The organism is Pseudonocardia yuanmonensis (genome assembly GCF_039542425.1).
GTDB classification, from domain to species: domain Bacteria; phylum Actinomycetota; class Actinomycetes; order Mycobacteriales; family Pseudonocardiaceae; genus Pseudonocardia; species Pseudonocardia yuanmonensis.
The window spans coordinates 61,811-85,261 of the sequence record NZ_BAABIC010000013.1; the positions used below are offsets into that span (position 1 = coordinate 61,811).

Below are 23,451 nucleotides of genomic sequence, written 5' to 3' on the forward strand. Positions count from 1 at the left end.
TATTGCGACGCAACAGGACCAGCCGTGTGGTGCGGCCCGCACGACGGAGGAGGACGACGATGACGATCGGTCCGGTGCAGATGCTCGTGCTCGGGTTCGACCACCCGAACTTCCAGGGCCGCATCCGCGCGGAGCTCGAGCGGCTCCGTGACGACGACATGGTCCGGGTGATCGACTTCCTTGCGGTGCAGAAGGCGGTGGGCGGCGAGGTCACCGTGCTGAAGGAGACCCAGCTGGACGAGGCCGAGCGGGCCGAGTTCGGCGCCGTCGTGGGCGCGCTGGTCGGGGTCGGCGCCGGCCTCACGCCGGAGGAGGGTGCCGCGCTCGGCGCCGAGGCGATGTCCCACGAGGAGGAGCTCCTCGACGAGGAGGCCTGGGACGCCCTGGCCGACATCCCCGAGGGAACGGCCGCCGCGCTCGTCCTGCTCGAACACCGCTGGGCCATCCCGCTCCGCGACGCCGTCGCGCAGGCCGGCGGCATCAGGCTCGCCTCCGAGTTCGTGAGCCCCCTGGACCTGGTGGGCGTCGGTCTGGTCGCGGCGCAGGAGGCCGAGGCGATCGTGGCCATGTCCGAGGACACCGTCTGAGGACGCCGTCCGAGGCACCGTCTCAGCGCCGGATCGAGGAGTGGGAGGACGTCGATGTTGGGCCGAGACCGCAGGCTCGCGCGCCGCAGCGGACGGCGCGCCGCCCGCCGGACCGCGCGCCGCCTGGTCCGTCGCCGCTGACCGGGTGTGGATCAGCCGACAGCCCCGTGGTGATCGTGCTGGAAGCGCGTCCGTGCGTGACCGGGCGCGGCCGTGTGACCGGCGGTGGGCAGCGCGGACGACGCGGTGCGGTGCATCAGGCCGTGCTCGTAGCCGACGACGACGGCGTCGCGCCGGTTGCCGACGCCCAGCTTGGCGTAGATCGACCGGACGTGGGTCTTCACCGTGTTGACCGACACGCTGAGGTCGGCGGCGATCTCCTCGAGGGACCTCAGGGAGGGCAACAGTTCCAGCACATCGTGCTCACGGTTGCTGAGCACGGCGTCGAGCCCCTCGGGATCCCCGGCCGCGAGTGCGAGGGCACGTCCCGGCACCGTGTGCGCCACCTCCAGGCTGCCGTACTGGTGGGCCAACAGCTGCCGTACCGCCGGGCCGACGTGCACGAAGGGCCGCACCAGGTCGTGCGCTTCGGCCATCTCGACCGCGGCCCGCAGGGCCTGGCGCGCGGCGAACCCGTCCCCCGCCCGGACCGCGAGGTCGCAGCGCAGCAGCTGGGCCTCCACGACCGTCGAGGGCAGCGCGGTCGGCGCCCCGCCGTCGACGAGCCGCTGAAGGGTCACCCGGGCCGGCTCCCCACGGCCGCCGAGGACGTCCGACCGCGCCCGCAGGAGCAGGATCTCGCCGGTCGCGCCGCACCGCCCGGCGAGCCAGCTCAGCACGGACCGCGCCGCGGCGTGGTGACCGAGGCGGATGGCGGCGTCGAACTCCGCCGTCGCCGCGAGCGCGAGGTCGACCGGGTCGGCCTCGTGGTCGGCGAGGACGACCCGCGCCTGCTGGAGTGTGGTCAGGGCGAGTCGGTGGTCGCCGAGGTCCGTGGTGGCGGCACCGCGCACCGCGAGCAGGGAGAACCGCAGCCGGGGCTCCGCGGTTCCCGCCCGCGGTAGCGCCTCGCGGACGAGCCGGAGGGCCTGGTCCGGCTCCGCGGCGAGGAGCGCGGCGTGGGCGAGCAGCACGACGGCGCCGAGCGCGGCGGGCGACGAGGTCCATCGCCGGGCCGTCGCGAGCGCATGGGCGTGAGCCGCGTGCTCGCGCATGGCGGACACGTCGCCGTCCGCCACGGCCGCGGCGGCCGCGGTCGTGCGGCTCTGCACCAGCAGGTGGTCCCAGCCTGCGTGCCGGGCAGGGACCAGCACGTCGTCCAGCACGCGTCGGACGGGTCGCACGTCGTCCTCGACCCGTCGGCCACGAATCCGAGCCGCACAGCGGGCGACCTGGAGGAGCGCCTCGGCCTCGGTGCCGAGCGGGCACCCGGAGGCGGCCGAGAACTCCTCGTCCGGCCCGGCGCCGTGCCCGACCTGCGGGAGGCCGCCGAGCTCGTCCGCGATCGCGCCCAGGACGGTCAGCCCCGCCGGCGGATCCGACGGCCAGCAGCGGTGGGCCTGCCGCGCCGCGGCGACAGCGGCCGGGTGGTCCCCGGACTGGTCGGCGGCCAGCGCCTCCACGACGGACGACCAGGGATCGACGGCGCTGCCGCCGGCCGTCCGTAGTGCGCGGCGCACCTGTCCGTGCTGCCCCCGGACCAGCAGGGGCACGGCGACGCGTGCGATCGCGTCGACGAGGAGCGCCGCGTCGTCGGCCTGCGATGCGTGCTGCAGCGCCGTCACCGGTCGATCCCGCTGCAGCCACCATCGGGCCGCAGCGGCGTGCAGGGCGGCCGGGCGGTGCGCGCTGCGCCGGTGCAGGTCGGCCAGGAGAAGGCCGCGGACCAGCGGCTGCAGCCGGTACGTGCCCGGCCGTCGGCTGTGCGGGCGGACCAGGGCGGTCCGGGACTCGAGATCGCCGAGGACGTGGCCGGCGTCCTCCCGGCCGGACAGCTCGACGGCGAGTGCCATCGGGATCTCGTCGCAGACACTGGTCCGTCGCAGCAGTTCGACCGAGGACGGCGGCAGGCCGGTGAGGACCTCACCGATCAGGTAGTCGGCGACGGCGCGGTCCTCGCCCGAGAACCTGGACAGGAAGCCCTCGACGTCGGGCGCTGCAGCCAGTGCGGTGGCGGCGAACCGCAGTCCGACGGGCCATCCGTCCGTCCGGCGGTACACCCGGTCGAGCTGGTCCGGCAGCAGCCGCACCCCGGCCGCGCGCAGGAGCGCCTCGGCCTCGTCGCGGTCCAGGCGCAGCCGATCGGTCCGCAGCTCGACCAGCCGGCCCTCGGGCCGGAGGCGCTGGAGGCCGATCGCCGGGTCCGATCTGGACCCCAGGGCAACGGGGATCGTGCGCGGACGGTGCCGCAGGAGCCTCGCGACGTCGCGCAGGACCTCGGGGGAGTGCAGCTCCTGCAGGTCGTCGAGCACCAGGCGGACGGGACGGTCGAGCTCGGCGAGTGCGACGGCGACCTCGGCCCCGAACTCGGGCCGTCCGGCCGCCGTCAGGTCCCAGCCCCGACCGCCGGGGCCGGTCCGGACGACACTGGTCGCGGGGATCGTGGGGCAGCGGGCGAGGGCGGCGAGCACGGCACTCCAGAACAGGCGCGGGTCGTCGTCGTCGCTGTCGAGGTGCACCCATGCGGTGTCCCACCCCGGGCGTGCGGCCGCGGCCCACTCCGCGAGCAGCAGGGTCTTCCCGTACCCGGCGGGCGCGCACACGAGCCCGACGTCGCAGATCTTGTCGAGTTCACGGCGCAGCAGCGGGCGTCGGACGGTGTCGGCCGGCAGCCGTGGCACGGAGACCTTCGGCTCGGGAACGCTCGTCACGCCGTCACCTCCAGGTCGGCCGCATCCTCCGCCGTCCGGTGCTCGTGGGGGCGGCACGCAAGGGTGTCGAGGGTGCCCCGATCCGGGATGAGCCGGCCTCAGCCTCGGAGGAGGACCACGTGTGCGCCGCAGTCCCCGGTGCGCGTTCCGTGAGCCGGTCCCGTCGGCACCTCGGCGTTCACCCCGCGGGGATGACACACCGCCCGACGGGGGACGGCACGGTGGCCGTGGCGCCTTCCGGCCGTGGCGATCGCGAGGAGGTCAGCGTGCTGAAGCGGATGTCCCACATGCCGGCGGGGACGATCGGGTTCGAGGCGGCCGGCAAGGTCGACGACGACGACTTCGAGGAGGTCGTGGCGCCGGTCCTGCGCCAGGAGATCGCGCGGGGGGCGAAGCTCCGGCTCCTGTACCTCTTCGGACCCCAGCTCCGTGACTACGAGTCCGACGAGTTCCAGGAGGAGATCGCCTTCGCCGTGCGCCATCCCACCTCCTACGAACGGGTGGCGGTCGTCAGCGACGAGACGTGGCTGCGGCCCGCGCTGCGGGTGCTCTCCCTCCTCGTGCCCGGTCGGCTGCGCGGCTTCCCGGTCGCGGAGCTCGAGGCGGCGAAGCGATGGGTCGCCGCAGAGGAGCACGAACCCACCGGGACCGACTCGGCAGAGCCCCCGTACGCCTCCGCCACATAGGCAGCGCGGCTGCCGAGCAGGCCTCCCTGCCCCGAGCTCTAGGTGCTGGCCGCCGGGGTGCTGGTGCGCGGCGCCCCGGCCCGGCGACTGACGACGAGCAGTCCGATGCCGAGGAGGAGGATGACGATCTGGAGGGCGATGCCGACGGCGTCCTGGAAGCCGCTCTCCAGACCCTCGTAACCGATGGAGACTCCTATGGCGACGGAGAGCAGCCCACCGACCACCAGGAGCCCGCCGAGCCAGCTCGGCACGAGGCGGCTCACCACAGCCGCCGCGCCCACAAGCAGGAACGCCACACCGAGCAGGACCCGGAAGTAGCTCTGGACCCCCCACTCGATCCACCGAGTGGTTTCGGCATCGGCGAAGCGAGTCGCCTTCTCAGGCTCCGCCGCGGCGGCCCAGGCGTCCACGGTCTGCTTGAGCGTGACGCCGTCCACCGCCTGAAGAACGGTCCATGTCGCACCGCTCGCGATGATCGCACCGAAGGCCAGCAGCGCGAGGTACGGCGCCTCTCGGCGCAGAGCGAGGCAGAGCACGAGCAATCCTGCGAGGGCCACGAGCACGAGGACGAATTCGGCAAGGTGAGTAGCGACCCAGGCGCCACTCACCGAGTACGCGGTGAACATCGCCTGGTGGTCGTCTTCTGCGCCGGTCGGATGCAGGAGCATCCTCTGGATCGCGTTCACGACGAAGCCTCCGAGCAGTAGTGCACCGCTCAGGGCCAGGACACCGCGGTCTGCCGACATTCCGCTCGCGCGAGGCTCTTCATGCTGACCAACGCTCATCGCCGCGATCCTTTCGCCGCTCCGACCCTTTCGCCTTGTCAAGCCGGCTGACAGCGGGTGAAAGCGGGACGTGCCGGCCCGTCGGGGTCGCCGCCCTCCCCAGCCGTCGCAGTCATAGCAGGATACTGCTGTCACCGAGCAGAAACAGCCCGCGCACGCCGGGCGGACGCGCTGTCGGCGGCACGATTCGGCCGGGGCGCCTGGCCACGAATCGGCATCAGCCAAGGGCCCGACCGGTGGCGAATTCCGAGAGTGGTGGCGATGGCCGGGTTCGGTGGTTCAGCGGGTCACCGGCTGGACAGGAGCGCTTTCCGCGGGCGCCGGGATCTGGTCGGCCGGTGGGGGCTGGGGGAGGCGCAGCCGCTTGAGCAGCAGCGCGTTGACGGCGACGAGGAAGCTGGATCCGGACATGGACAGGGCCGCGATCTCGGGTCGCAGGACCAGGCCGAAGGCGGGGGCGAAGACGCCGGCGGCGATCGGCAGGGCGATGGCGTTGTAGCCGACGGCCCAGGCGAGGTTCTGCCGCATCGTGCGCAGGGTGCCGCGGCCGATGTGCAGGGCGATGGGCACGTCGAGCGGGTCGGAGCGCATGAGGACGACGTCGGCGGTCTCGATGGCGACGTCGGTGCCCGCGCCGATCGCGATGCCCAGGTCGGATTGGGCCAGCGCGGGGGCGTCGTTCACGCCGTCGCCGACCATCGCGACGCGGCGGCCCTGCTGTTGCAGGCGGGTGATCTGCGCGGCCTTGTCGCCGGGCAGGACCTCGGCGATGACGGTGTCGATGCCGAGCCGGTCGGCGATCCGGCGGGCGGTGGCCTCGTTGTCGCCGGTGAGCATGACGACCTGCACGCCGAGCTCGTGCAGGGCCGAGACGGCCGCGGCGGCGGTCGGGCGAGGCGCGTCGGCGAGGGCGATCAGCCCCGCGGCACGACCGTCGACGGCGACGAGCACCGTGGTGCGTCCGGCTCCGGCGAGCTCGTCGCGGCGGTGCTCGAGGTCGCCGACGGTGACGGCTTCGCGTTCGAGCAGGCGCCGGTTGCCCACCGCGACCCGGTGGCCGTCGACGGTGGCGATCGCGCCGTGTCCGGGCACGTTGGTGAACTGCTCGACGGACGGGGCGCGGGCGTCGCGAACCTCCGCGTGCGCGACCACGGCCCGGGCCAGCGGGTGTTCGGAGTTGCGCTCCACGGCCGCGGTCAGGGCGAGCAGCTCGTGCTCGTCGATCCCGTCGGTGACCAGGTCGGTGACCTCCGGCTCACCCTTGGTCAGGGTGCCGGTCTTGTCCATCACCACGGTGTCGATGCGGGCCGAGGACTCCAGCGCGGTGGCGTTCTTGAACAGCACGCCGCGGCGGGCGCCCAGCCCGGTCCCGACCATGATCGCGGTGGGGGTGGCGAGGCCGAGGGCGTCGGGGCAGGTGACGACGACGACGGTGATGGCGAACAGCAGGGCGGTGGTGAGCGGCTCGCCGGAGAACAGCGCCCAGGCCGCGAAGGTGGCCGCGCCGCCGAGCAGGGCGACGAACACCAGCCAGAAGGCGGCCCGGTCGGCGAGCCGTTGCCCGGGCGCCTTGGAGTTCTGTGCCTGCTGGACCAGCGCGACGATCTGGGCCAGGGCGCTGTCGGCGCCGACCTTGGTCGCGCGGATCCGCAGGGTGCCGTCGGCGTTGAGGGTCGCCCCGACCACCTCGCTGCCGGGCTGTTTGTGCACGGGCAGGCTCTCGCCGGTGACCATGGACTCGTCGACGTCGGATTCGCCGTCGGTGACGGTGCCGTCGACCGGGATCTTGGCTCCGGGCCGCACGAGCAGCAGGTCGCCGACCACGACCTCGGAGGTGGGGACCTCGATCTCCCGCCCGTCGCGCAGTACCACTGCGCGGGGCGGGGCCAGGTCGAGCAGGGCGCGGACGGCGTCGTTGGCGCCGCCGCGGGCCCGCATCTCGAACCAGTGCCCGAGCAGCACGAACGCGGTCAGCACCGTTGCGGCCTCGTAGAACACCTCGCCGCCGCCGGTCAGCGTGACCACCAGCGAGTAGCCCCAGCCGGCGCCGACGGCCACGGCGACGAGGACCATCATGTCCAGCGTGCGGGCCCGCAACGCCCGGACCGCACCGTCGAAGAAGATCCACGCCGAGTAGAAGATCACCGGCAGGCTGAGGATCAACGAGAACACGTCGTCGCGCAGGCCGAACGGGGCCGGTGCGGTGAAGCCGAACACCTCGCGCCCGATCGGGGACCACAGCAGCACCGGCACCGACAGCAGGGCCGCGACCAGGAACCGGTTGCGCATGTCGGCGACCATCGCCGCCATCGACATCTCGCCGTGGCCGCCGTGCCCCATCATCTCGTGCGGGGACACCCCCGCCTCCGGTGCGGCAACGGCGTGCGCGGCCTCGTGGCCGACGGGAACGACCTGCTCGACGCTCGTGTCGTGGGAGGTGGCCTCGGCGAGCGGATCACAGACGTGCTCGGGCACCGAGCGCCCCCGGCAGGCGTAGCCGCAGTCGCGGATCCAGCCCGCCAGCTCGGCGACCGTGGTGCGGGTGGGGTCGTAACGGACGGTCGCGGTCTGTGCGACCGGGTTGGCCTCCACCGCGTGCACGCCGGGCCGTCGGCCGAGCACCGTCTCGACGACGGCCTTCTCGCTCGCCCACCGCACCCCGCGCACCTCCAGCACCGCGGTCTCGACCGGCCCGGTCGTGGTGCGCTGCGCCGTCATCGCTGCCTCCTTCGTCGACGGTCGCGGCCATATACCCCTAGGGGGTAGCCGTACAGGGTCGTTCGGCCCGGATCAGCGGGGCCTTGCCGAGCGAGGTGCGGGGGATGGCGGTCACCGTCCGTACCCGGACCGGGGGCGGGAGCACGCCCTGCTCGGTCAACGCCTCGGCGACGTCGCGAGCGACCAGAGTTTCCTCGACCGGGCCGACCGGGCCGACCGGGAGCAGCAGGACCTCGAGCTCGCCCCCGGGGAGTTGGGTGATCTGCCAGCCGGCGGTGTGTACGGCGTCCATCACGTGGTGGAAGACGATCGGCTGCACGGCGCGGGATCCGCCCTGGGCGGTCGGGAAGGTCAGCGCCTCCTGCTCCCGGCCCTGGATCCCGGCGATCAGCGCGTAGGGCCGCCCGCACGGGCAGTCGTGCCGCCCGGCCGGGCTGACGCTGTCGCTCATCTCGTAGCGGATCAGCGGCAGCGTCCGGGAGAACAGCACGGTGACCAGGACCTTCGCCCCGTAGGTGCCCACGGGGACGGGCCGGTCGTGCTCGTCGACGATTTCCGTCACCACGAGGTCCTCGAACAGGTGCATGCCCCGGTGCAGGCCGCACTCGGCGGCGATCCCGGCGGTCTCGGTGGCGGCGTACACGTCGTGCGGGACCGTGCCCCAGGCCCGGGTGGCGAGCTGGCGGGTGGAGTCGGTCAGGACCTCCGAGGCGCTGAACACGAACCGCGGCGCGATGGCCAGGTCGCCGGCGAGCTGGCGGGCGGCCAGCAGGCGGAGCATCGAGGCGTAGGCGATGAGCATCTGCGGCCGCCAGGTGTTCAGCCGCTCGACGATGCCGTCCAGGTCCTCGCCGGCGTCGAGCCGCAGCGTGGGCACCCAGCGGCTGTGGATCGAGGCGCCGACCCGCGCGGACTGGTGGCTGGGGTCGGTGGAGCTGACGATCGCGGTCTTGACCTGCCGGGTCAGGCCGGCCACCGAGCCGGCCCAGTCGAAGGCCCGGTTGTAGGAGCTGACGACGTGCACCCACTCGGCGAAGTCCCACACGAACACCCCGCGCCGCCCGGTCGTGCCGGCAGTGCCGGCGACGTAGTAGCGGCCGCGGAACAGCGCCTCTCCGCTCGCCCGGGCCAGGTAGGCCTCGGTCGCGGCCAGGCGCACGTCCGGGCGGGTGGACACCTCGTCGAAATGCTCCATCAGCGCCGCCTTGGTCAGCACCGGCAGCTCGGTCAACGCCGCGCCCGACCGTCCGGCGTGCAGGCGCCGGTAGAACGGCGAGTGCGCGTAGGCATAGCGCCGCAGCCGATCCAGCTCGCGGGCCTGGTGGGCGTGCAGCTGGTCGCGGGACCAGCGGTCCCGCCGGCGCAGGGCATGTCGCCGGGCCAGGACCGCGCCCACCAGCACCGGTGTACGCAGGGCGGACGGCAGGAGCGTGGACGGTAGAGCGGGCGCGATCATCGGCCCTCCGAGATCTCGCAGATGTGGGGGATGATTGTGTCGCCACGTCACGACGGGTAGGGGCCGTTGGGGCAGCACGGCCGGGGCGAGTGTCGGATGACCGGCCGGCGGCCCAGGTGCTCGAGGTGGGCAGGCGCGCCGACATCGGCCGACGCAGCGATGCGGCAGGCCGGTCGGGCGACACCTGGCGGGTGCGTCGGGCAGAGGTGGGCCGTGCTGGCCCACCTCTGCCCGCGCGGCGGGATCAGAGGGTCGAGAGCAGCTGCTGCATCTCGGTGATCTCGGCCTGCTGGTCGTCGATGATCTTCTGGGCCAGGGCCTCGGCCTCCGGGTTCTGCCCCTGGGCGAGCTCGGTCCGGGCCATCTGGACGGCTCCGTTGTGGTGCTCGGTCATCATCTCCAGGAACATCCGGTCGAACTGAGTGCCGGAGGCCTGCTGCATCTGCTGCATCTGCTGCTCGGTCATCATCCCGCTCATGCCCTGGGCCATGGGCATGCTGGTGGCGCTGCCGCCATGGCCCATGTTGCCGTGGTCCATGCCGCCCATCGACCCGCTGGTTCCGGCAGCACCGGTGTCCGGCTCGCCCCACGCGGCGAGGAGGCCGCGCATCTGCTCGATCTCCGGGCCCTGGGCCTGCTGGATGCGGGTGGCGAGCTGCTTGACCTGCTCGTCACTGGCCTGCTGCGCGGCCATCTCCGACATCTGGACGGCCTGGGCGTGGTGCGGGATCATGCCCCGCACGAACGCGACGTCCGCGGCGTTGTGCGCGGCGGCGGTCGCAGAGGTGGTGGCGGTGGCGCCAGGCGTGGCGGAGGCCCCGGTGACGGTGCCGCTCGAGCCGCTACAGGCGGCGACGAGGACGACGGTGGCGGCGGCGGTGCCGAGCACGCCGAGGACGGACTTGCTGTTCATGATCGAAGAAGCTCCTGTGTGCAGGGGAATGTGATCGGACCAGCGCTCTCCCGCGCTGGAGGCCGATCAGTTCCGCAGCACGCAGAGTTGCGCGAGCCGGACCGAGGTCGAGGGCGGCGCCCGGGGCCCGGCGACCGGCCGCCCACCCGCCGGTGACGCGTTGCGTCGAGTCGCTCTCCCGACGAGAAGGTCGAGCAGCGCCGCGGCCGCCACCGCGAGCAGGGCGGTCAGCACCGCCAGGCACAGGTGGAGAACATCGTTCAGCGCCGAGTGCTGCCCGGGCAGGTCCGTGCCGACGACCAGGTCGGCCGCCGGCGCGACCAGCGCCAGCACCGGCGCGATGACCGGCGTGAGGACTGGCGCTGCGGTAGCGAGAACGGTCTCGCTCCCTGCCGTGAGGTGGCCAGGGGAGTCGTCGAGTTCTCCGGCGACACTCTCGGCCGCTGCGACACCAGTGGTGGCGGCGACGTGGGCGTCGCCGGCAGCCGTCGACGTGTGAGCCGCAGGGACCGCAAGGAGCGGCGGCGCGATGGGCGCGGTGGGCGCGGAGCCGCCGAGGTGGGCAGCCGCGTTCCGGGCGTGCCCGGTGTCGTCGTGGCAGGCGACGGTGGAGTGCATCGTCACGACGCCCACGATCAGCGACAGCATCAGCAGCACCTGCTGCAAGCCGCGCCGGCGGACCACGTGCACGATCCCGACGATAGCGACGCACGCCCTCCCGCGCGTGCAGGCCCCGCTGCGGTGCAGCGGGTGAGTCGCGGCTGCGCCTGACCGGGCGACCGAGCAGTGACCCCAGTAGCCGAGCACCGCGGTGACAGGGATCCGCGCAACTCGATTCACCCCTTGCCCTCATACCCCCGGGGGGTGTAGACCTACGCCTCACCGTTACCCCCTGGGGGTATGTAGCCCTCAGGCTGTTCAGGAGGTCGTGATGGCAGAAGGTTCGCGCAGGTGGTGGGCTCTGGCGCTCATCGCCCTGGCGCAGTTCATGGTGATCATGGATACGTCGATCATCGGCGTGGCGTTGCCACGGATGCAGACGGATCTGGGGTTCTCTCACGCTGAGCTGTCGTGGGTGTTCAACGCCTACGTCGTCGCGTTCGGCGGGCTGTTGTTGCTGGGCGGGCGGCTGTCGGACCTGCTGGGTGCGCGCCGGGTGTTCGCCGCGGGCTGGGCGGTGCTGCTGGCCGGCTCGGTGGTGTCCGCGGTGGCCGGGCAGGTGTGGGTGGAGCTGGCCGGACGCGCGGTGCAGGGCGTCGGGGCCGCACTGATCGCGCCGGCGGCGTTGACGCTGCTGATGGTGCTGTTCGGGTCCTCGCCGCGGGAGCTGCCGAAGGCGCTGGCGCTCTACGGCGCGGCCGCGCCGGCCGGCGGCACCGCCGGGGTGTTCCTGGGCGGGGTGATCACGCAGTGGCTGTCGTGGCCGTTCGTGTTCTGGCTCTATGTGCCCATCGCCGTCGCGGTGCTGGTGGCGGTTCCGGCACTGCTGCCGACCCCACCCGCCCGGCGGGGACGGGTAGACGTGGCCGGCGCGCTGACGGTCACCGCCGGGCTGGGCCTGGGCGTGTTCGGGGTCGTGCGCGCTCCGGAGATCGGCTGGTCCAGCGCGGTGACGATCGGCTCACTGATCGGTGCCGCGGTCCTGCTGGCGGTGTTCGTGCTGGTACAGGCGCGTAGCCGGACCCCGCTGATGCGGCTGGGCATCTTCCGGTCACCGAACCTCGGGGCGGCCAACCTCGCGCAGCTGCTGCTGGGCGCGGCGTGGATCCCGATGTGGTTCTTCCTGAACCTCTACCTGCAGCAGGTGCTGGGATTCCAGGCGTTCGCCTCCGGGGCGGCGCTGCTGCCGATGACGGTGGCGATCATGGTGCTGATGGTGGCCGTGGCGCCCCGACTGATGGCCCGCTTCGGCGCCAAGCCGCTGGTCGTCGCGGGCCTGGGAATCCTCGCCGGAGGCCTTGTGTGGCTGTCCTTCGCCCGCCCGGAGGGGTCCTTCGCAGCCGACGTGCTCGGGCCGTCGCTGCTCGCGGCGATCGGCATGGCGTTGGCGTTCATCCCCTCGCTGGGCACCGCGCTCTCGGCGGCCCGCCCCGAGGAGGGCGGCCTGGCGTCCGGCATCGTGAACACCTCCTACCAGGTCGGGTCCGCCCTCGGGCTGGCCACGATGACCGCTCTGGCGGCCGGCTACGGGGCCACGCAGCTCGCCGACCCGATCGCACTGACCAGCGGCTTCAGCGCAGCGTTCCTGGGAGCAGCCGTCATCGCCGTGCTCGGAGCGGTCCTCGCCGCGGCGACCCTGCACCTCCCGCGCCGCACTGCGGCCCACGCCGGCTCCGACCCCACCGTCGAGGCGGTTCGTCACGACGGGGGCGACAGCGAGGGCCAGGGCGCCAGGCGGACCCGCGCCGCCTGACCGCGAAGACCCGCCGATGACGAACTCCCCTACACCCGCTGACATAGGGTACCCCCCTAGGGTATAGTCCTCCGTAGTCGGACCGGAAGGAGTCGCCGTGAACGGGTACGCGGACACCAAGGACAGCCACCTCAAGCGGATGCGCCGGATCGAGGGCCAGGTCCGCGGCATCACGAGGATGATCGAGTCGGACAAGTACTGCATCGACGTGCTCACCCAGGTGGCCGCGGTCAACAAGGCCCTGGAGGCCGTCGCGCTGAACCTCCTCGACGAGCACCTCAAGCACTGCGTCACCGACGCGGTCGCCGAGGGCGGACAGGTCGCCGACCAGAAGGTCGCCGAGGCCAGCGCCGCGATCGCTCGCCTGGTCAAGTCCTGACCGGGGTGGGAGCGCCGGCCATGTCGCTCCCACCCTCCCCGGCGCCCCTACGGCTCACCCGTACAGGCCCAGCACCGGCACCTCGCCGGCTGCTCGGTTCGTCGTGTCCGCACCACCCGGGGCGGACCAGCAGGAGAAGAAAGGCACGTGTGATGACCAGCAGCACCTACACCGTCACCGGGATGACCTGCGAGCACTGCGTCAGCTCGGTGCGCGAGGAGATCGGTGAGATCCGCGGCGTCCGCGAGGTCGCCGTCGACCTGCCCACCGGCGCGGTCACCGTCACCAGCGAGACCCCGGTCGACGACGCGGACATCCGCACCGCTGTCGAAGAGGCCGGCTACCAGCTCGTCGCCGCCTGATCCCGGCCCGTCGCGCGAGCGCCGCGCGGCGGGCCACTAGGCAAGGGAACCCGATCATGAACACTCTTGCGAAGCTCTCCGCCTACGGCGCGGCGGTCGCCCTGCTCACCGTCGGGGCGTACGCGACCGGATCCGCTGTCGGTCCCCTCACCAGCCCCGCCCCCGCCGCGCAGACGGCCGGGCATGCGGGCCCGTCCGGCGGCGGGAACGCCGGGCACGGGGACACCCACGGCGGCGCCGTCCCGGAGACCGCAGACCAGCCCGCCGGGCTGGCGTCGAGCAGGGGCGGCTACACCCTCACGCCCACCGCCTCGACGCTCACCGCCGGGACCACCGACCTCGCCTTCCGCGTCACCGGCCCCGACGGGGCGCCGGTCACCGCGTTCGACGAGGAGCACACCAAGCGACTGCACCTGATCGTCGTGCGCCGCGACACCACGGCCTTCCAGCACCTGCACCCGACCATGGATCCCGACGGCACCTGGCGGACACGGCTGCAACTGCCCGAGGGCGGTGTCTACCGCGCCTTCGCCGACTTCACGCCGACCGGCGGGCCGGCGACCACCCTCGGCGTCGACCTGTCCGTGGGCGGCACCTACGCCCCGGTCGAGCACCCCACCAGCAGGATCGCCGAGGTCGACGGCTACCAGGTCCGCCTCGACGGCGAGCTGACCCCGGGCCGGTCCTCACCGCTGACGCTCACGGTCACCCGCGACGGCGTGCCGGTCGGCGACCTCCAGCCCTACCTGGGCGCCTACGGGCACCTCGTCGCGCTGCGGTCGACCGATCTCGCGTATCTGCACGTGCACCCCGACGGCAGCCCCGGCGACGGCCGCACCCCACCCGGCCCGCAGATCCGGTTCTTCGCCGAGGTGCCCACGGCCGGGACCTACCGGCTGTTCCTCGACTTCCAGCATGCCGGGACCGTGCGCACCGCCGAGTTCACCCTGCCCGCGGGATCATCGGGCGCGACATCCGAGCCGGCCCCGGCGGCGCAGCCCGCCGGCGCGGCGGGTACCACCCCGCACGACGACGCCCACTCCGCGGGCGCAGGAGGGGGGCATTGATGTCCACCACCAGCCACACCTCAGCACCAACCGGCAACGCCACGGACCCCGCCGGCCCCGCCACGGTGACCGAGGTCGAGCTCGCGATCAGCGGGATGACCTGCGCGTCGTGCGCCAACCGCATCGAGCGCAAGCTCAACAAGCTCGACGGCGTCAGCGCCACGGTCAACTACGCCACGGAGAAGGCCAAGGTCAGTGCCCCCGGCGGAATCCACACCGACGAGCTCGTCGCGACCGTCGAGGCCGCGGGTTATCACGCCCGCCTGCCCGAGCCGCCCACGGTCCGCCCCGGCACCCCGCCGGGACCGGACGAGCGCCGCGACGACGCCGAGCCGGAGCCGCACGAGCTGCGCGACGCCCGGCAGCGACTGCTGACCTCGATCGTCCTGTCGGTGCCGGTCGTCGCCCTGGCGATGGTCCCCGCGTGGCAGTTCACCTACTGGCAGTGGATCTCCCTGACGCTGGCCGCCCCGGTGGTCGTGTGGGCGGCGTGGCCGTTCCACCGGGCGACGTGGGCGAACCTGCGCCACGGCGCCGCGACGATGGACACGCTGATCTCGCTGGGCACGCTCGCCGCCTTCGCGTGGTCGCTCTACGCGTTGCTGTTCGGCACCGCCGGCGTCCCGGGCATGACGCACCCGTTCGAGCTGACGATCAGCCCGTCCGACGGTGCCGGCAACCTCTATCTCGAGGTCGCCGCCGGGGTGACCACGTTCATCCTGGCCGGGCGCTACTTCGAGGCCCGTTCCAAGCGCCGCGCCGGTGCGGCCCTGCGCGCCCTGCTCGAGCTCGGCGCGAAGGACGTGGCGGTGCTGCGGGCGAGCCCCGGCGGCACGACCGAGGTGCGGATCCCGATCACCGATCTCGCCGTCGGGGACCGGTTCGTGGTCCGCCCCGGCGAGAAGATCGCCACCGACGGCACCGTGGTCGAGGGCGGCTCCGCGATCGACGCGTCGATGCTCACCGGCGAGTCCGTACCGGTCGAGGTCGGCGTCGGCGACGAGGTCGTCGGGGCCACCGTCAACGCCGGCGGCCGGCTCGTCGTCCGGGCTCGCCGGATCGGCTCGGACACCCAGCTCGCGCAGATGGCCAGGCTGGTCGAGGACGCCCAGACCGGCAAGGCCGCCGTCCAGCGGCTGGCCGACCGGATCTCCGGGGTGTTCGTGCCGGTCGTGATCGCCCTGGCCGCCGTCACGCTCGCGTTCTGGCTGGGCACGGGGTCCGGTGCGGCGGCCGCGTTCACCGCCGCGGTCGCGGTCCTGATCATCGCCTGCCCGTGCGCGCTCGGGCTGGCCACCCCGACCGCGCTGCTGGTCGGCACCGGCCGCGGCGCCCAGCTCGGCATCCTGATCAAGGGCCCGGAGGTCCTCGAGTCCACCCGCCGGGTCGACACCGTGGTCCTGGACAAGACCGGCACCGTCACCACCGGCCGGATGAGCCTCGTCGGCGTGCACACCGCCGAGGGCGTCGACGAGCGGGAGGTGCTGCGGCTGGCCGGGGCGCTGGAGGACGCCTCCGAGCACCCCGTCGCCGCGGCCGTCGCCCGGGCCGCCCGGGAGCGGCTCGGCACCCTGCCGGCGGTGACCGGGTTCGCCAACCACGAGGGCCTGGGCGTGCAGGGCGTGGTCGACGGGCACGCCGTGCTCGTCGGGCGCCCGCGGCTGCTGCAGGACTGGAGCCAGCCCCTGACCGGCGACCTCGCCGAGACCGTCCGGACCGAGGCCGCCCGGGGCCGGACCGCGATCGCGGTCGCCTGGGACGGCACGCCGCGGGCGGTGCTGGTGGTGGCCGACGCGGTGAAGCCGACCTCCGCGGAGGCGATCGCCCGGCTGCGCGGGCTCGGGCTCACCCCGGTCCTGCTCACGGGGGACAACCGGGCCGCCGCCGAGGCCGTCGCCCGCGAGGTCGGCATCGACCCCGGCCCGGACACGGTGATCGCCGAGGTGCTCCCGGCCGACAAGCTCGCCGTGATCGAGGACCTGCAGGCCCGCGGCCGGGTCGTCGCCATGGTCGGGGACGGGGTCAACGACGCCGCCGCCCTCGCCCGGGCCGACCTCGGCCTGGCCATGGGCACCGGCACCGACGTCGCCATCGAGGCCGCCGACATCACCCTGGTACGCGGCGACCTGCGCACGGTGGCCGACGCGATCCGGCTGTCGCGGCGCACCCTGGGCACCATCAAGGGCAACCTGTTCTGGGCCTTCGCCTACAACGTGGCCGCCCTGCCGCTGGCCGCCCTCGGCCTGCTCAACCCGATGCTGGCCGGCGCCGCCATGGCGTTCAGCTCGGTGTTCGTGGTGGGCAACAGCCTGAGGCTGCGCAGGTTCACCCCGACGGCGAGGTAGACCGCCTTTCCGGGCCTCGCCGGCCGGCTCGTCCCGGACCCCGGGACGAGCCGGCCTTCGGCGCGGTGCCAGGACGGCCGGCCCCCGAGCATCCCCGCGGACGTGGGACTCACCCCGTCGCAGGCCGACGGCGAATCTCGCCCCGTGGCTTCCAGATTCCCAGGATCGTGATCCCGATCAGTACCAGCACGCCTCCACCGCCGTGGAGCAGCAGCGATGCCAGCCCCGCGTGCCCCCCGGCCGCGAGTGTCTGCCCTGCCGGGGACGACAGTGCGTGTGCGTGTGCGGTGCCGAGTGCCGTGATGGGTCGGACCTGCAACAGCAGCACCCCGGTCGCCACGACGGTCAGCACCAGCTTCGTGACCACCCAGTAGTGCCGCCACAATCCCCATGGGCCGACCAGCGACGACACCACTCCGGAGACCAACGACGCCAACGCCAGGGGAAGGATCACGGTCTGCGTGACCACCATGGCCGCGACAAGCATCGCCGAGCGCAACCCGCCCTCGCTCACCGCCGCGCCCCCTGCGAGGGCCAGGAACGCCGCGACCGCCCCGACCCAACCGAGCGAGCACACCAGGTGGACGGTCAAGGCGAAGCGGCGTACGTGCCGGCCCTTACCCGCTCGAGCTGCGCGCGTCACCTCACACCCCACCCCGGTGCGGTCAGCACTTCGCTCCTCGAGGCAGCACTCGATACCGCCAGGTCGGCAAGGAACACCGTCCCGATCGCGGACGCCCCGATCGGCTGCCCGACGTGTCGGCCCGGGCCGTGCTCACCACCGACGCCGGTCACCATCGCCAGCACGGCGAGGAGCACCAGCACCGCCGCGACGAGGACCAGCACCCTGATCCACCGAGGCACCCCCACCAAGCGCGCCATCAGCCCTCCTCATCGAGAGAGACAGTGTGTCTTGCTCAGGACACTGTGTCCACCTGTCGTCGTTCTGTAAGTTGGCTGGGTGCCGCGGTTGTGGACCGACACGCTGGACGCGCACAAGAAGGCGGTGCGTGAGGCGATCTTCACGGCCGTGGCGGAGCTCGTCGCCGAGAGCGGGCCGGCCGCGGTGACGATGTCCGCGGTGGCCGCCCGCAGTGGGATCGGCCGCGCAACGCTCTACAAGTACTTCCCCGACAGCGAGGCACTGCTGCTCGCCTGGCACGAACGGATCGTCGGCGCTCACGTCGACCACGTCGAACAGGCACTGCGACCGACCGTCGACGCTGCTCGGCCGGGTGCCGTGACCGATGCTCCGGCCGACGCCGGCGGGATCGCGTCGCTGCGCTCGGCCCTGCGGGCCTACGCGCACCAGATCGCGCACGGCGACCCCGGGCTCGGCGAGGAGTTGGTCTCCCGCCTGCACCGGAGCGACCACGTGCGAGTTGCCGAGCAGCGGCTCATCGAGCTGCTCGCGGAGCACCTGCACCACTGCCGGACCCTCGGCGCGGTGCGCACCGACGTACCGCCCGACGAGCTGGCCGTCTACTGCCTGTCCGCCATGAGCGCGGCCCGCCGCCTCACCGACCCGGCCGCGCTCGACCGGCTGCTGGACGTCGTGATCGTCGCACTGCAGCCGGTCGCCGACTGATCGACGGTCTCCTGCTCCGCGCATGCCCCACCGGGGCGATGGCACGGCTCGCTCGGGGCCGCCGATCGGACCCGATCCGTCAGCCGATCTTGTCGAGCAGAGCTTGGCACGCCTCGGAGCAGCGCCGACAAGCCTGAGCGCAGATCTTGCAGTGTTCGTGCATCTCGGCGTGCCGCTCACACTCGTCGCCGCAGGCGGTGCATGCCTGAACGCATGCCTGGACCTGGGCTCGGGTGATGTTGGCGTCGTAGCCCGTGTGCCGGGACAGCACGCGGGCGGTCGTCTCACAGATGTCGGCGCAGTCCAGGTCGGTACGGATGCACTTGCGCAGCTGGTCGACGCTCTCCTCGGACAAGCAGGCATCAGCGCAGGCGGTGCACGCCTGCGCACAGTCGATCAGCGCTTCCACGGCGGCGGCGATGACGCCGCGGTCGTTGTTGATCTCGGCCGGGTAGGACTCGATCATCTCGCGAACAGGCATCGACGGCCTCCTCCTTGTCAACGGGTGTGCCCGTGCGAGGTACCCCGGCCGAAAGCGGGCATTCGCTGCGCTGTGGCGGGTGCATTGCGCACCGCGGCCGCCTTCTCCCGCGTGCGGTTCGGACGCGGGACGCAGGTGCGGACGCCGCGCTGGTGATCACCCCGTACTGCTGGGAGGCACCACGCCCGGTCGTGCAGAACGACCCCAGTTCGAGGGAGTTGTCGCCCAGCAGCGGATGCATCAGCGAACCTCCTCGTCCGGCATGGCGACGACAGTAGGGAGTGCGAGACGCATCAGCCCAAGACGAACTCCCCGAACACATGGGTCACGGCCTGTGCGGCTGCGTCCGGCCACCGACACGAACGCCGGCGCTCACGAAGCCGGGCACCATCCGGGACCCAACCTTCGCTCGTCCGGCGTCAGTGGCACGGCACGGGCGCAGCTCCCGAACTCCCGCGCGTGACGAGCCTCGGCGGGGTCACGTAGTCCCCCGCCGGCGCCTCCCGCCCCTCGGCCCGGGCGATCGCGCAGCGGACGGCCACCGCGGCAAGGGCGGCCGGGTCCTGGCTGACCGAGGTGAGCTCGACGTTGCGCAGCGAGGCGAGCCGGGTGTCGTCTTAGCCGACGACCGAGAGCTCGCCCGGGACGTCGACGCCGCGCATCCGCAGGGTCAGCAGGAGGCCGAAGGCGGTCATGTCGTTGTGCGCCAGGACCGCCGTCGGCCGTTCGGCGGCGGCCAGCAGGTCGGTGGCCGTGGCGACACCGGACTCCTCGTCGGCGTGCCCCTGCAGGACCCGGGCATGCGCGGTGAGCCCGTGGCCGCCATCGCCTCGAGGTAGCCCTCCCGGCGGGTGTCGCTCATGATCGCGCGGCCGCCGTCGACGTAGTGGATGTCGCGGTGCCCCGCCGCGACGAGGTGCTCGACGGCGAGCGCGATGCCGCGGCGGTCGTCGGCGCGCACGGAGTCGACGGACTCGGCGTGCAGCTCCGATCCCACCAGCACCGTCGGGACCCTCCGACTGATCGCGGCGAGGTCGTGGTTGCCCATCTCGGGGCTGACCAGCACCAGCGCGGCACACGGCAACCCGCTCAACCCGCTGCCGGGCGTGGGCCCCAAGCACGCCGACGACCTACGCCGCACCATCCGCCTCGCCGGCCCGCTCGGCGTGAAGCACGTGGTCACCATGTCCGGCACGCCCGGCTCGGACCCCGACGCCAAGTACCCGTCCTGGGTCGTCAACCCGTGGGACGGCGTCTACATGGACGTCCTGGACCACCAGTGGGGCGTCGCCCGCGAGTTCTGGAGCGAGATCGACGCACTGGCCCGGGAGAACGGCGTCCGGGTCGCCATCGAGATGCACCCGCACAACCTGGTCTTCTCCCCCGTCACCCTGCGCAAGCTGGTCGACGACATCGGCGCGACGAACGTCGGCGCCGAGATGGACCCCTCGCACCTGATGTGGCAGGGCATGGACGTCGTCGCCTGCACCCGCTGGCTCGGTCCGCTGGCGTTCCACACCGCCGCCAAGGACGCCGCGATCCAGCCCGGCGTCGACATCCGCGGCGTGCTCGACACCTCCTTCACCCGCATCCCCGCCGACGCGGAGAACAAGGTCCCCACCGGCTACGGCTTCTGGTGCAACGCCTGGCCGGAGAACCCCGCCTGGAAGTTCGTCGCCGTCGGCGAGGGCCACGACGTCGCCTACTGGACCGAGCTCCTGCGCGCGCTCGCCGAGATCGCCCCGGACATGGCCGTCAACATCGAGCACGAGGACGCCGCCTACTCCCAGACCGAGGGCCTCGCCATTGCCGCCAAGAACCTGCACGCCGCCGCCGGCGCGCTCTGAACCCGACCCCGTCGTCCGGCCCGGCGGCGAACGGACCGACCGCCGCTGGGCCCGATTCGCGCTCGAAGGGCCGCCAAGAACACCCGCTGAGCCGGGACGGGTGATCCGGCACCGGACCGCCCGACGCACCCGAGACCCGCACGGTGAATGGCCGGCCGGGGCCGCGGAGACCATCGCCCTCCGCGGCCCCGGCTCGGGTGGCGCAGAACCCCGGCGTCTCCGGGTCGGAGTCGGAGTTCGGCCGGCTCGGGCGCGACGGCAGTCCGTCGCGAGAGGACGAACGAGACGGACTGGCGCCGGCTAGTCCGGCAGTCCCCCTTCCGGAACGTCGGCGGGCGGCGCCGCACTGTAGAGGAGCGGGACCAGCTCCTGCACCAGCGTGACCGCGGGCGGGCGGCCGTCGGCGTACGGCGCGGAGTTCCCCCAGGCCACGATGGTCGCCTTGTTCACCGGGTCGTAACCCATGAACGAGTTGAACCCGGGCAGCTCGCCGGTGTGGCCGTACAGCGGCCCCATCTGCGCGAGCGTGAAACCGTAGCTCGTGCCTCTGCCGGTGGGCAGCACACCGTCCATCCGGGCCTGCTGGGTCGCGGCGTCGAGCAGCTTCCCGTCGACCATCGCCTCGACCCACATGGCCAGGTCCGTCGCGGTGGAGATGCCCTGGCCAGCGGCCCCCGTCCAGGACGGGTTGTCGTTCGTCACGTCTCTCGGGGCGAGTGTGCCTGCCTCGACCTGCGCCAGCTGGTCCGCCGGGATCGACGGGTCCTCCATCGTCTCGACGTTCGTGCCGTAGAGGTAGCCGCGCGCCGACGGCGCCGGGATCGCCGTGTCGGTCGCGGCCGGGTAGGACGTGCCGGTCATGCCCAGCGGGGTGAAGAAGCGGTCCTGGAAGATCTGGCCCAGCGGCTTGCCGTCGATCTGCTCGGCGATCTCGCCGAGCAACACGGTGTTGGTGTTGGAGTAGTGCCAGCCCTGCCCGGGCGGGAAGTACGGCGGCTGTGCGAAGGCGAGCCCGAGCAGCTCCTCGGTCGTCCACACCTTCTGCGGCTCGTCGTCGAGGGCGCGGTTGAGCTCCAGGGTCTCCGTGTAGTTGTGGAGGCCACTGCGCATGTCCCCGAGCTGTGCGATGGTGATCGTGTCGCCACCCGGGACATCCGGTAGGTACTTGCTCACCGGATCAGTGAGCGCGATCTTGCCCGCCTGCACCATCTGCAGGACGGCCGTGCCCGTCCAGGTCTTGGTGTTGGAGCCGATCCGCAGCCGCGTGTCCAGGGCGACCGGTGTGGTGCCGTTGCGCTCCGTGACTCCGTGCGCGTTGACGTACTCGCCCTGCGGTGTCCTGATCAGCACGACCATTCCGGGCTGGCGCAGCTCCGTCGCCACCCTGGCCACCACCTCGTCCAACGCGCGCGGGTCGAGCGGACGCAACGCCCCCGAGCCGCCGGCCGCAGCCGACCCGCCGTCGCTCGCCGCGGCAGTCGGCACCGGAGCCACGGACGTGGCGGTGGACGCGCCCTGGCTCGGGCTCGAACACCCCACGACCGCCAGGACGGCCCCGACGACCAGCGCCGGAACTCGGGCGGCACGCCGTCTGCCGGGCGTGCCGGGGTACGGGCCTCTGCGGTTCGCCTCATCGATCATCATCTTCGAGCTCCTCGGCGAGGCGGCCACATGCCGGCTCGACGACAGGGTCGAGATCCACGACGGATTCGTTAGCCCGATGGCACCCCATGGCGTCGGACGACCGTCGTAACCGGCTCGACCACATCCCCGCCGGCCTCAGCTCGAGGCGGTACGCGCGAAGCGCGCCCTCGCGGACGGGCGGGCCGGCTGCTTGCAGCTGCGAACTCGCCGACCACACCGACGACCAGGACCCGCTCGGCCCGTCGCCCCAGGCCGGCGTCGCCGAACACCACGCCGCCTGGCACGCCCCGCACACCGCCCTCGACCTCCCCGACCGCGGCGCCGACGAACAACAGATGACCGACGGCCAACTCCGCGTCCGCGTGGCCGCCTACGACCGCGAGAAGACCTGGGCCCCCGACTGGGTCGCCGACGACCTCGCCGCCGCCCACGAACAGGCCCAACGCCACCACACCGACGCCGAACTGTGGAGCGCACGGGCAGCAACCCTTGGCGACCCCACCGAACGCGAGCAGCTCCTGGCCGCGGCCGCCGAAGCCCGTGACGCGGCCGAGCGCGCCGCCGAGCTGGAGATCGTCGACGACGCGCGCGCCAGCTGGTAAGCCCCCACCGCCGTCACCCGGGTCAACGCCGACCGTGCCCGCTGCGAACTCGCCGCCCGCGGCGTCGACCTCGACAGCCCGGCCGACCAGGTCACCGCCCAGGAGTGGCTCGACGCCCACCATGCCGAACAACTCCTCGAGGACCGCCACCGAGAGATCACCGAACTCGACGTCCTCCCCGACTGGTGACAGCCTGCAGTCGACACCCAGATCGCACGGGCCTCGCGCAGCAGGACCGGCGACAGCACCGTCGAGGCGATCCGGCGCGCGCAGAACGCCCTCGCCGAGATTCACAGGCGCGAACAGCTCGACCTCGCCCACGGAACCGACGAGTCCTCCGAACAGGCACGCGCCCAACAGCTCGCCCTCTGGGCCGAGCAGGACCGGGCCCAGGAGATGGCCGCGGAGCAGGCAGCCGCTTACGAGCGCTGAGCAGAGGCGAGCGAGGCCTTCGTTCGGGCGATCAGGTCCACGGGTTGCCGGCCGCGCCGAGCCTCGCCCTCAACCCGCCGGCGCAGCTCCAGTCGGCGCTCGGGCTCCTCGAACGCCCACGGCCTGGCTCGATCTCCCGCTCCATCAGCTCCCCCAGCGACGGCAGGGACCCGTCAGCAAAGCGCTCCGGGATCGGCAACGGCGGCCGGTCCTGCGCCCGAGCAGCCACCGCAAGCACACCTCACCGCCCTCGGCCCAGCCCACCCCGGCCGGCAA

At 73.0% G+C, this 23,451-nt stretch carries 21 protein-coding genes and 1 pseudogene; 9 read left to right on the forward strand and 13 right to left on the reverse strand.

Annotation, left to right across the window (positions count from 1 at the left end):
* Positions 1 to 59: 59 nt before the first annotated feature.
* Complete coding sequence (locus ABD990_RS19635) at positions 60 to 587, forward strand: hypothetical protein (protein ID WP_345382059.1); 528 nt, start codon at positions 60 to 62, stop codon at positions 585 to 587.
* A 152-nt stretch (positions 588 to 739) separates the two neighbouring features.
* Here ABD990_RS19635 and ABD990_RS19640 read toward each other — a convergent pair whose 3' ends face one another.
* On the reverse strand, positions 740 to 3,457 hold the full coding sequence (locus tag ABD990_RS19640) for a helix-turn-helix transcriptional regulator (RefSeq protein ID WP_345382060.1): 2,718 nt from the start codon (positions 3,455 to 3,457) through the stop codon (positions 740 to 742).
* 266 nt (positions 3,458 to 3,723) lie between these two features.
* On the opposite strand from ABD990_RS19640, the gene ABD990_RS19645 reads away from it, so the two are divergent.
* Positions 3,724 to 4,143, forward strand: coding sequence for a SpoIIAA family protein (locus ABD990_RS19645; RefSeq protein ID WP_345382062.1), 420 nt, complete (start codon positions 3,724 to 3,726; stop codon positions 4,141 to 4,143).
* A gap of 38 nt (positions 4,144 to 4,181) precedes the next feature.
* Here the strand turns inward: ABD990_RS19645 and ABD990_RS19650 are convergent, their stop codons facing one another.
* The 5 genes from ABD990_RS19650 to ABD990_RS19670 form a co-directional block, all read right to left on the reverse strand.
* On the reverse strand, positions 4,182 to 4,928 hold the full coding sequence (locus tag ABD990_RS19650; protein ID WP_345382063.1) for a DUF4386 family protein: 747 nt from the start codon (positions 4,926 to 4,928) through the stop codon (positions 4,182 to 4,184).
* Positions 4,929 to 5,207: 279 nt separating this feature from the next.
* Positions 5,208 to 7,646, reverse strand: coding sequence for a heavy metal translocating P-type ATPase (locus ABD990_RS19655; protein WP_345382064.1), 2,439 nt, complete (start codon positions 7,644 to 7,646; stop codon positions 5,208 to 5,210).
* 37 nt (positions 7,647 to 7,683) lie between these two features.
* Positions 7,684 to 9,102 carry a phenylacetate--CoA ligase family protein gene (locus ABD990_RS19660; RefSeq protein WP_345382065.1) on the reverse strand — a complete coding sequence of 473 codons (1,419 nt, stop codon included), beginning with the start codon at positions 9,100 to 9,102 and terminating at the stop codon, positions 7,684 to 7,686.
* Positions 9,103 to 9,346: 244 nt separating this feature from the next.
* On the reverse strand, positions 9,347 to 10,015 hold the full coding sequence (locus ABD990_RS19665) for a DUF305 domain-containing protein (protein WP_345382066.1): 669 nt from the start codon (positions 10,013 to 10,015) through the stop codon (positions 9,347 to 9,349).
* 66 nt (positions 10,016 to 10,081) lie between these two features.
* Positions 10,082 to 10,705, reverse strand: coding sequence for a hypothetical protein (locus tag ABD990_RS19670; protein WP_345382067.1), 624 nt, complete (start codon positions 10,703 to 10,705; stop codon positions 10,082 to 10,084).
* Between the two features lie 241 nt (positions 10,706 to 10,946).
* On the opposite strand from ABD990_RS19670, the gene ABD990_RS19675 reads away from it, so the two are divergent.
* The 5 genes from ABD990_RS19675 (at position 10,947) to ABD990_RS19695 (ending at position 16,581) form a co-directional block, all read left to right on the forward strand.
* A complete protein-coding gene (locus tag ABD990_RS19675) occupies positions 10,947 to 12,428 on the forward strand; it encodes an MFS transporter (RefSeq protein ID WP_345382068.1) in 1,482 nt (493 codons plus the stop codon).
* A 97-nt stretch (positions 12,429 to 12,525) separates the two neighbouring features.
* The gene (locus tag ABD990_RS19680; protein WP_345382069.1) at positions 12,526 to 12,807 is read left to right on the forward strand and encodes a metal-sensitive transcriptional regulator; all 282 of its coding nucleotides are present in this window, start codon (positions 12,526 to 12,528) and stop codon (positions 12,805 to 12,807) included.
* Between the two features lie 152 nt (positions 12,808 to 12,959).
* On the forward strand, positions 12,960 to 13,169 hold the full coding sequence (locus ABD990_RS19685; RefSeq protein WP_345382070.1) for a heavy-metal-associated domain-containing protein: 210 nt from the start codon (positions 12,960 to 12,962) through the stop codon (positions 13,167 to 13,169).
* Positions 13,170 to 13,225: 56 nt separating this feature from the next.
* A complete protein-coding gene (locus tag ABD990_RS19690; protein ID WP_345382071.1) occupies positions 13,226 to 14,236 on the forward strand; it encodes a hypothetical protein in 1,011 nt (336 codons plus the stop codon).
* Positions 14,236 to 16,581, forward strand: a complete 2,346-nt coding sequence (locus tag ABD990_RS19695; protein WP_345382072.1) for a heavy metal translocating P-type ATPase — start codon at positions 14,236 to 14,238, stop codon at positions 16,579 to 16,581. Before ABD990_RS19690 ends, ABD990_RS19695 begins: the two co-directional genes overlap by 1 nt.
* A 109-nt stretch (positions 16,582 to 16,690) precedes the next feature.
* Here ABD990_RS19695 and ABD990_RS19700 read toward each other — a convergent pair whose 3' ends face one another.
* The gene (locus tag ABD990_RS19700) at positions 16,691 to 17,173 is read right to left on the reverse strand and encodes a hypothetical protein (protein ID WP_345382073.1); all 483 of its coding nucleotides are present in this window, start codon (positions 17,171 to 17,173) and stop codon (positions 16,691 to 16,693) included.
* Between the two features lie 47 nt (positions 17,174 to 17,220).
* Positions 17,221 to 17,463 carry a hypothetical protein gene (locus ABD990_RS19705; RefSeq protein ID WP_345382074.1) on the reverse strand — a complete coding sequence of 81 codons (243 nt, stop codon included), beginning with the start codon at positions 17,461 to 17,463 and terminating at the stop codon, positions 17,221 to 17,223.
* Between the two features lie 79 nt (positions 17,464 to 17,542).
* Between ABD990_RS19705 and ABD990_RS19710 the strand changes: the two genes are divergently transcribed.
* A complete protein-coding gene (locus ABD990_RS19710) occupies positions 17,543 to 18,169 on the forward strand; it encodes a TetR/AcrR family transcriptional regulator (RefSeq protein WP_345382075.1) in 627 nt (208 codons plus the stop codon).
* 79 nt (positions 18,170 to 18,248) lie between these two features.
* Here the strand turns inward: ABD990_RS19710 and ABD990_RS19715 are convergent, their stop codons facing one another.
* The 3 genes and pseudogenes from ABD990_RS19715 to ABD990_RS19720 all read right to left on the reverse strand — a co-directional run bounded on the left by ABD990_RS19715 (position 18,249) and on the right by ABD990_RS19720 (position 19,716).
* Positions 18,249 to 18,650, reverse strand: a complete 402-nt coding sequence (locus tag ABD990_RS19715) for a four-helix bundle copper-binding protein (protein ID WP_345382076.1) — start codon at positions 18,648 to 18,650, stop codon at positions 18,249 to 18,251.
* Between the two features lie 419 nt (positions 18,651 to 19,069).
* Positions 19,070 to 19,441 (reverse strand): annotated as a pseudogene (locus ABD990_RS34450) (substrate-binding domain-containing protein).
* A complete protein-coding gene (locus ABD990_RS19720; RefSeq protein WP_345382077.1) occupies positions 19,342 to 19,716 on the reverse strand; it encodes a type 1 periplasmic-binding domain-containing protein in 375 nt (124 codons plus the stop codon). Before ABD990_RS19720 ends, ABD990_RS34450 begins: the two are co-directional and overlap by 100 nt.
* Between ABD990_RS19720 and ABD990_RS19725 the strand changes: the two genes are divergently transcribed.
* Positions 19,691 to 20,497, forward strand: a complete 807-nt coding sequence (locus ABD990_RS19725) for a sugar phosphate isomerase/epimerase family protein (protein WP_345382078.1) — start codon at positions 19,691 to 19,693, stop codon at positions 20,495 to 20,497. The genes ABD990_RS19720 and ABD990_RS19725 overlap by 26 nt on opposite strands.
* 300 nt (positions 20,498 to 20,797) lie before the next feature.
* Here the strand turns inward: ABD990_RS19725 and ABD990_RS19730 are convergent, their stop codons facing one another.
* Together ABD990_RS19730 and ABD990_RS19735 are read right to left on the reverse strand one after the other, a co-directional pair.
* Positions 20,798 to 21,982, reverse strand: coding sequence for a serine hydrolase domain-containing protein (locus ABD990_RS19730; RefSeq protein WP_345382079.1), 1,185 nt, complete (start codon positions 21,980 to 21,982; stop codon positions 20,798 to 20,800).
* Between the two features lie 227 nt (positions 21,983 to 22,209).
* On the reverse strand, positions 22,210 to 23,064 hold the full coding sequence (locus ABD990_RS19735; RefSeq protein WP_345382080.1) for a hypothetical protein: 855 nt from the start codon (positions 23,062 to 23,064) through the stop codon (positions 22,210 to 22,212).
* Positions 23,065 to 23,451: the final 387 nt, after the last annotated feature.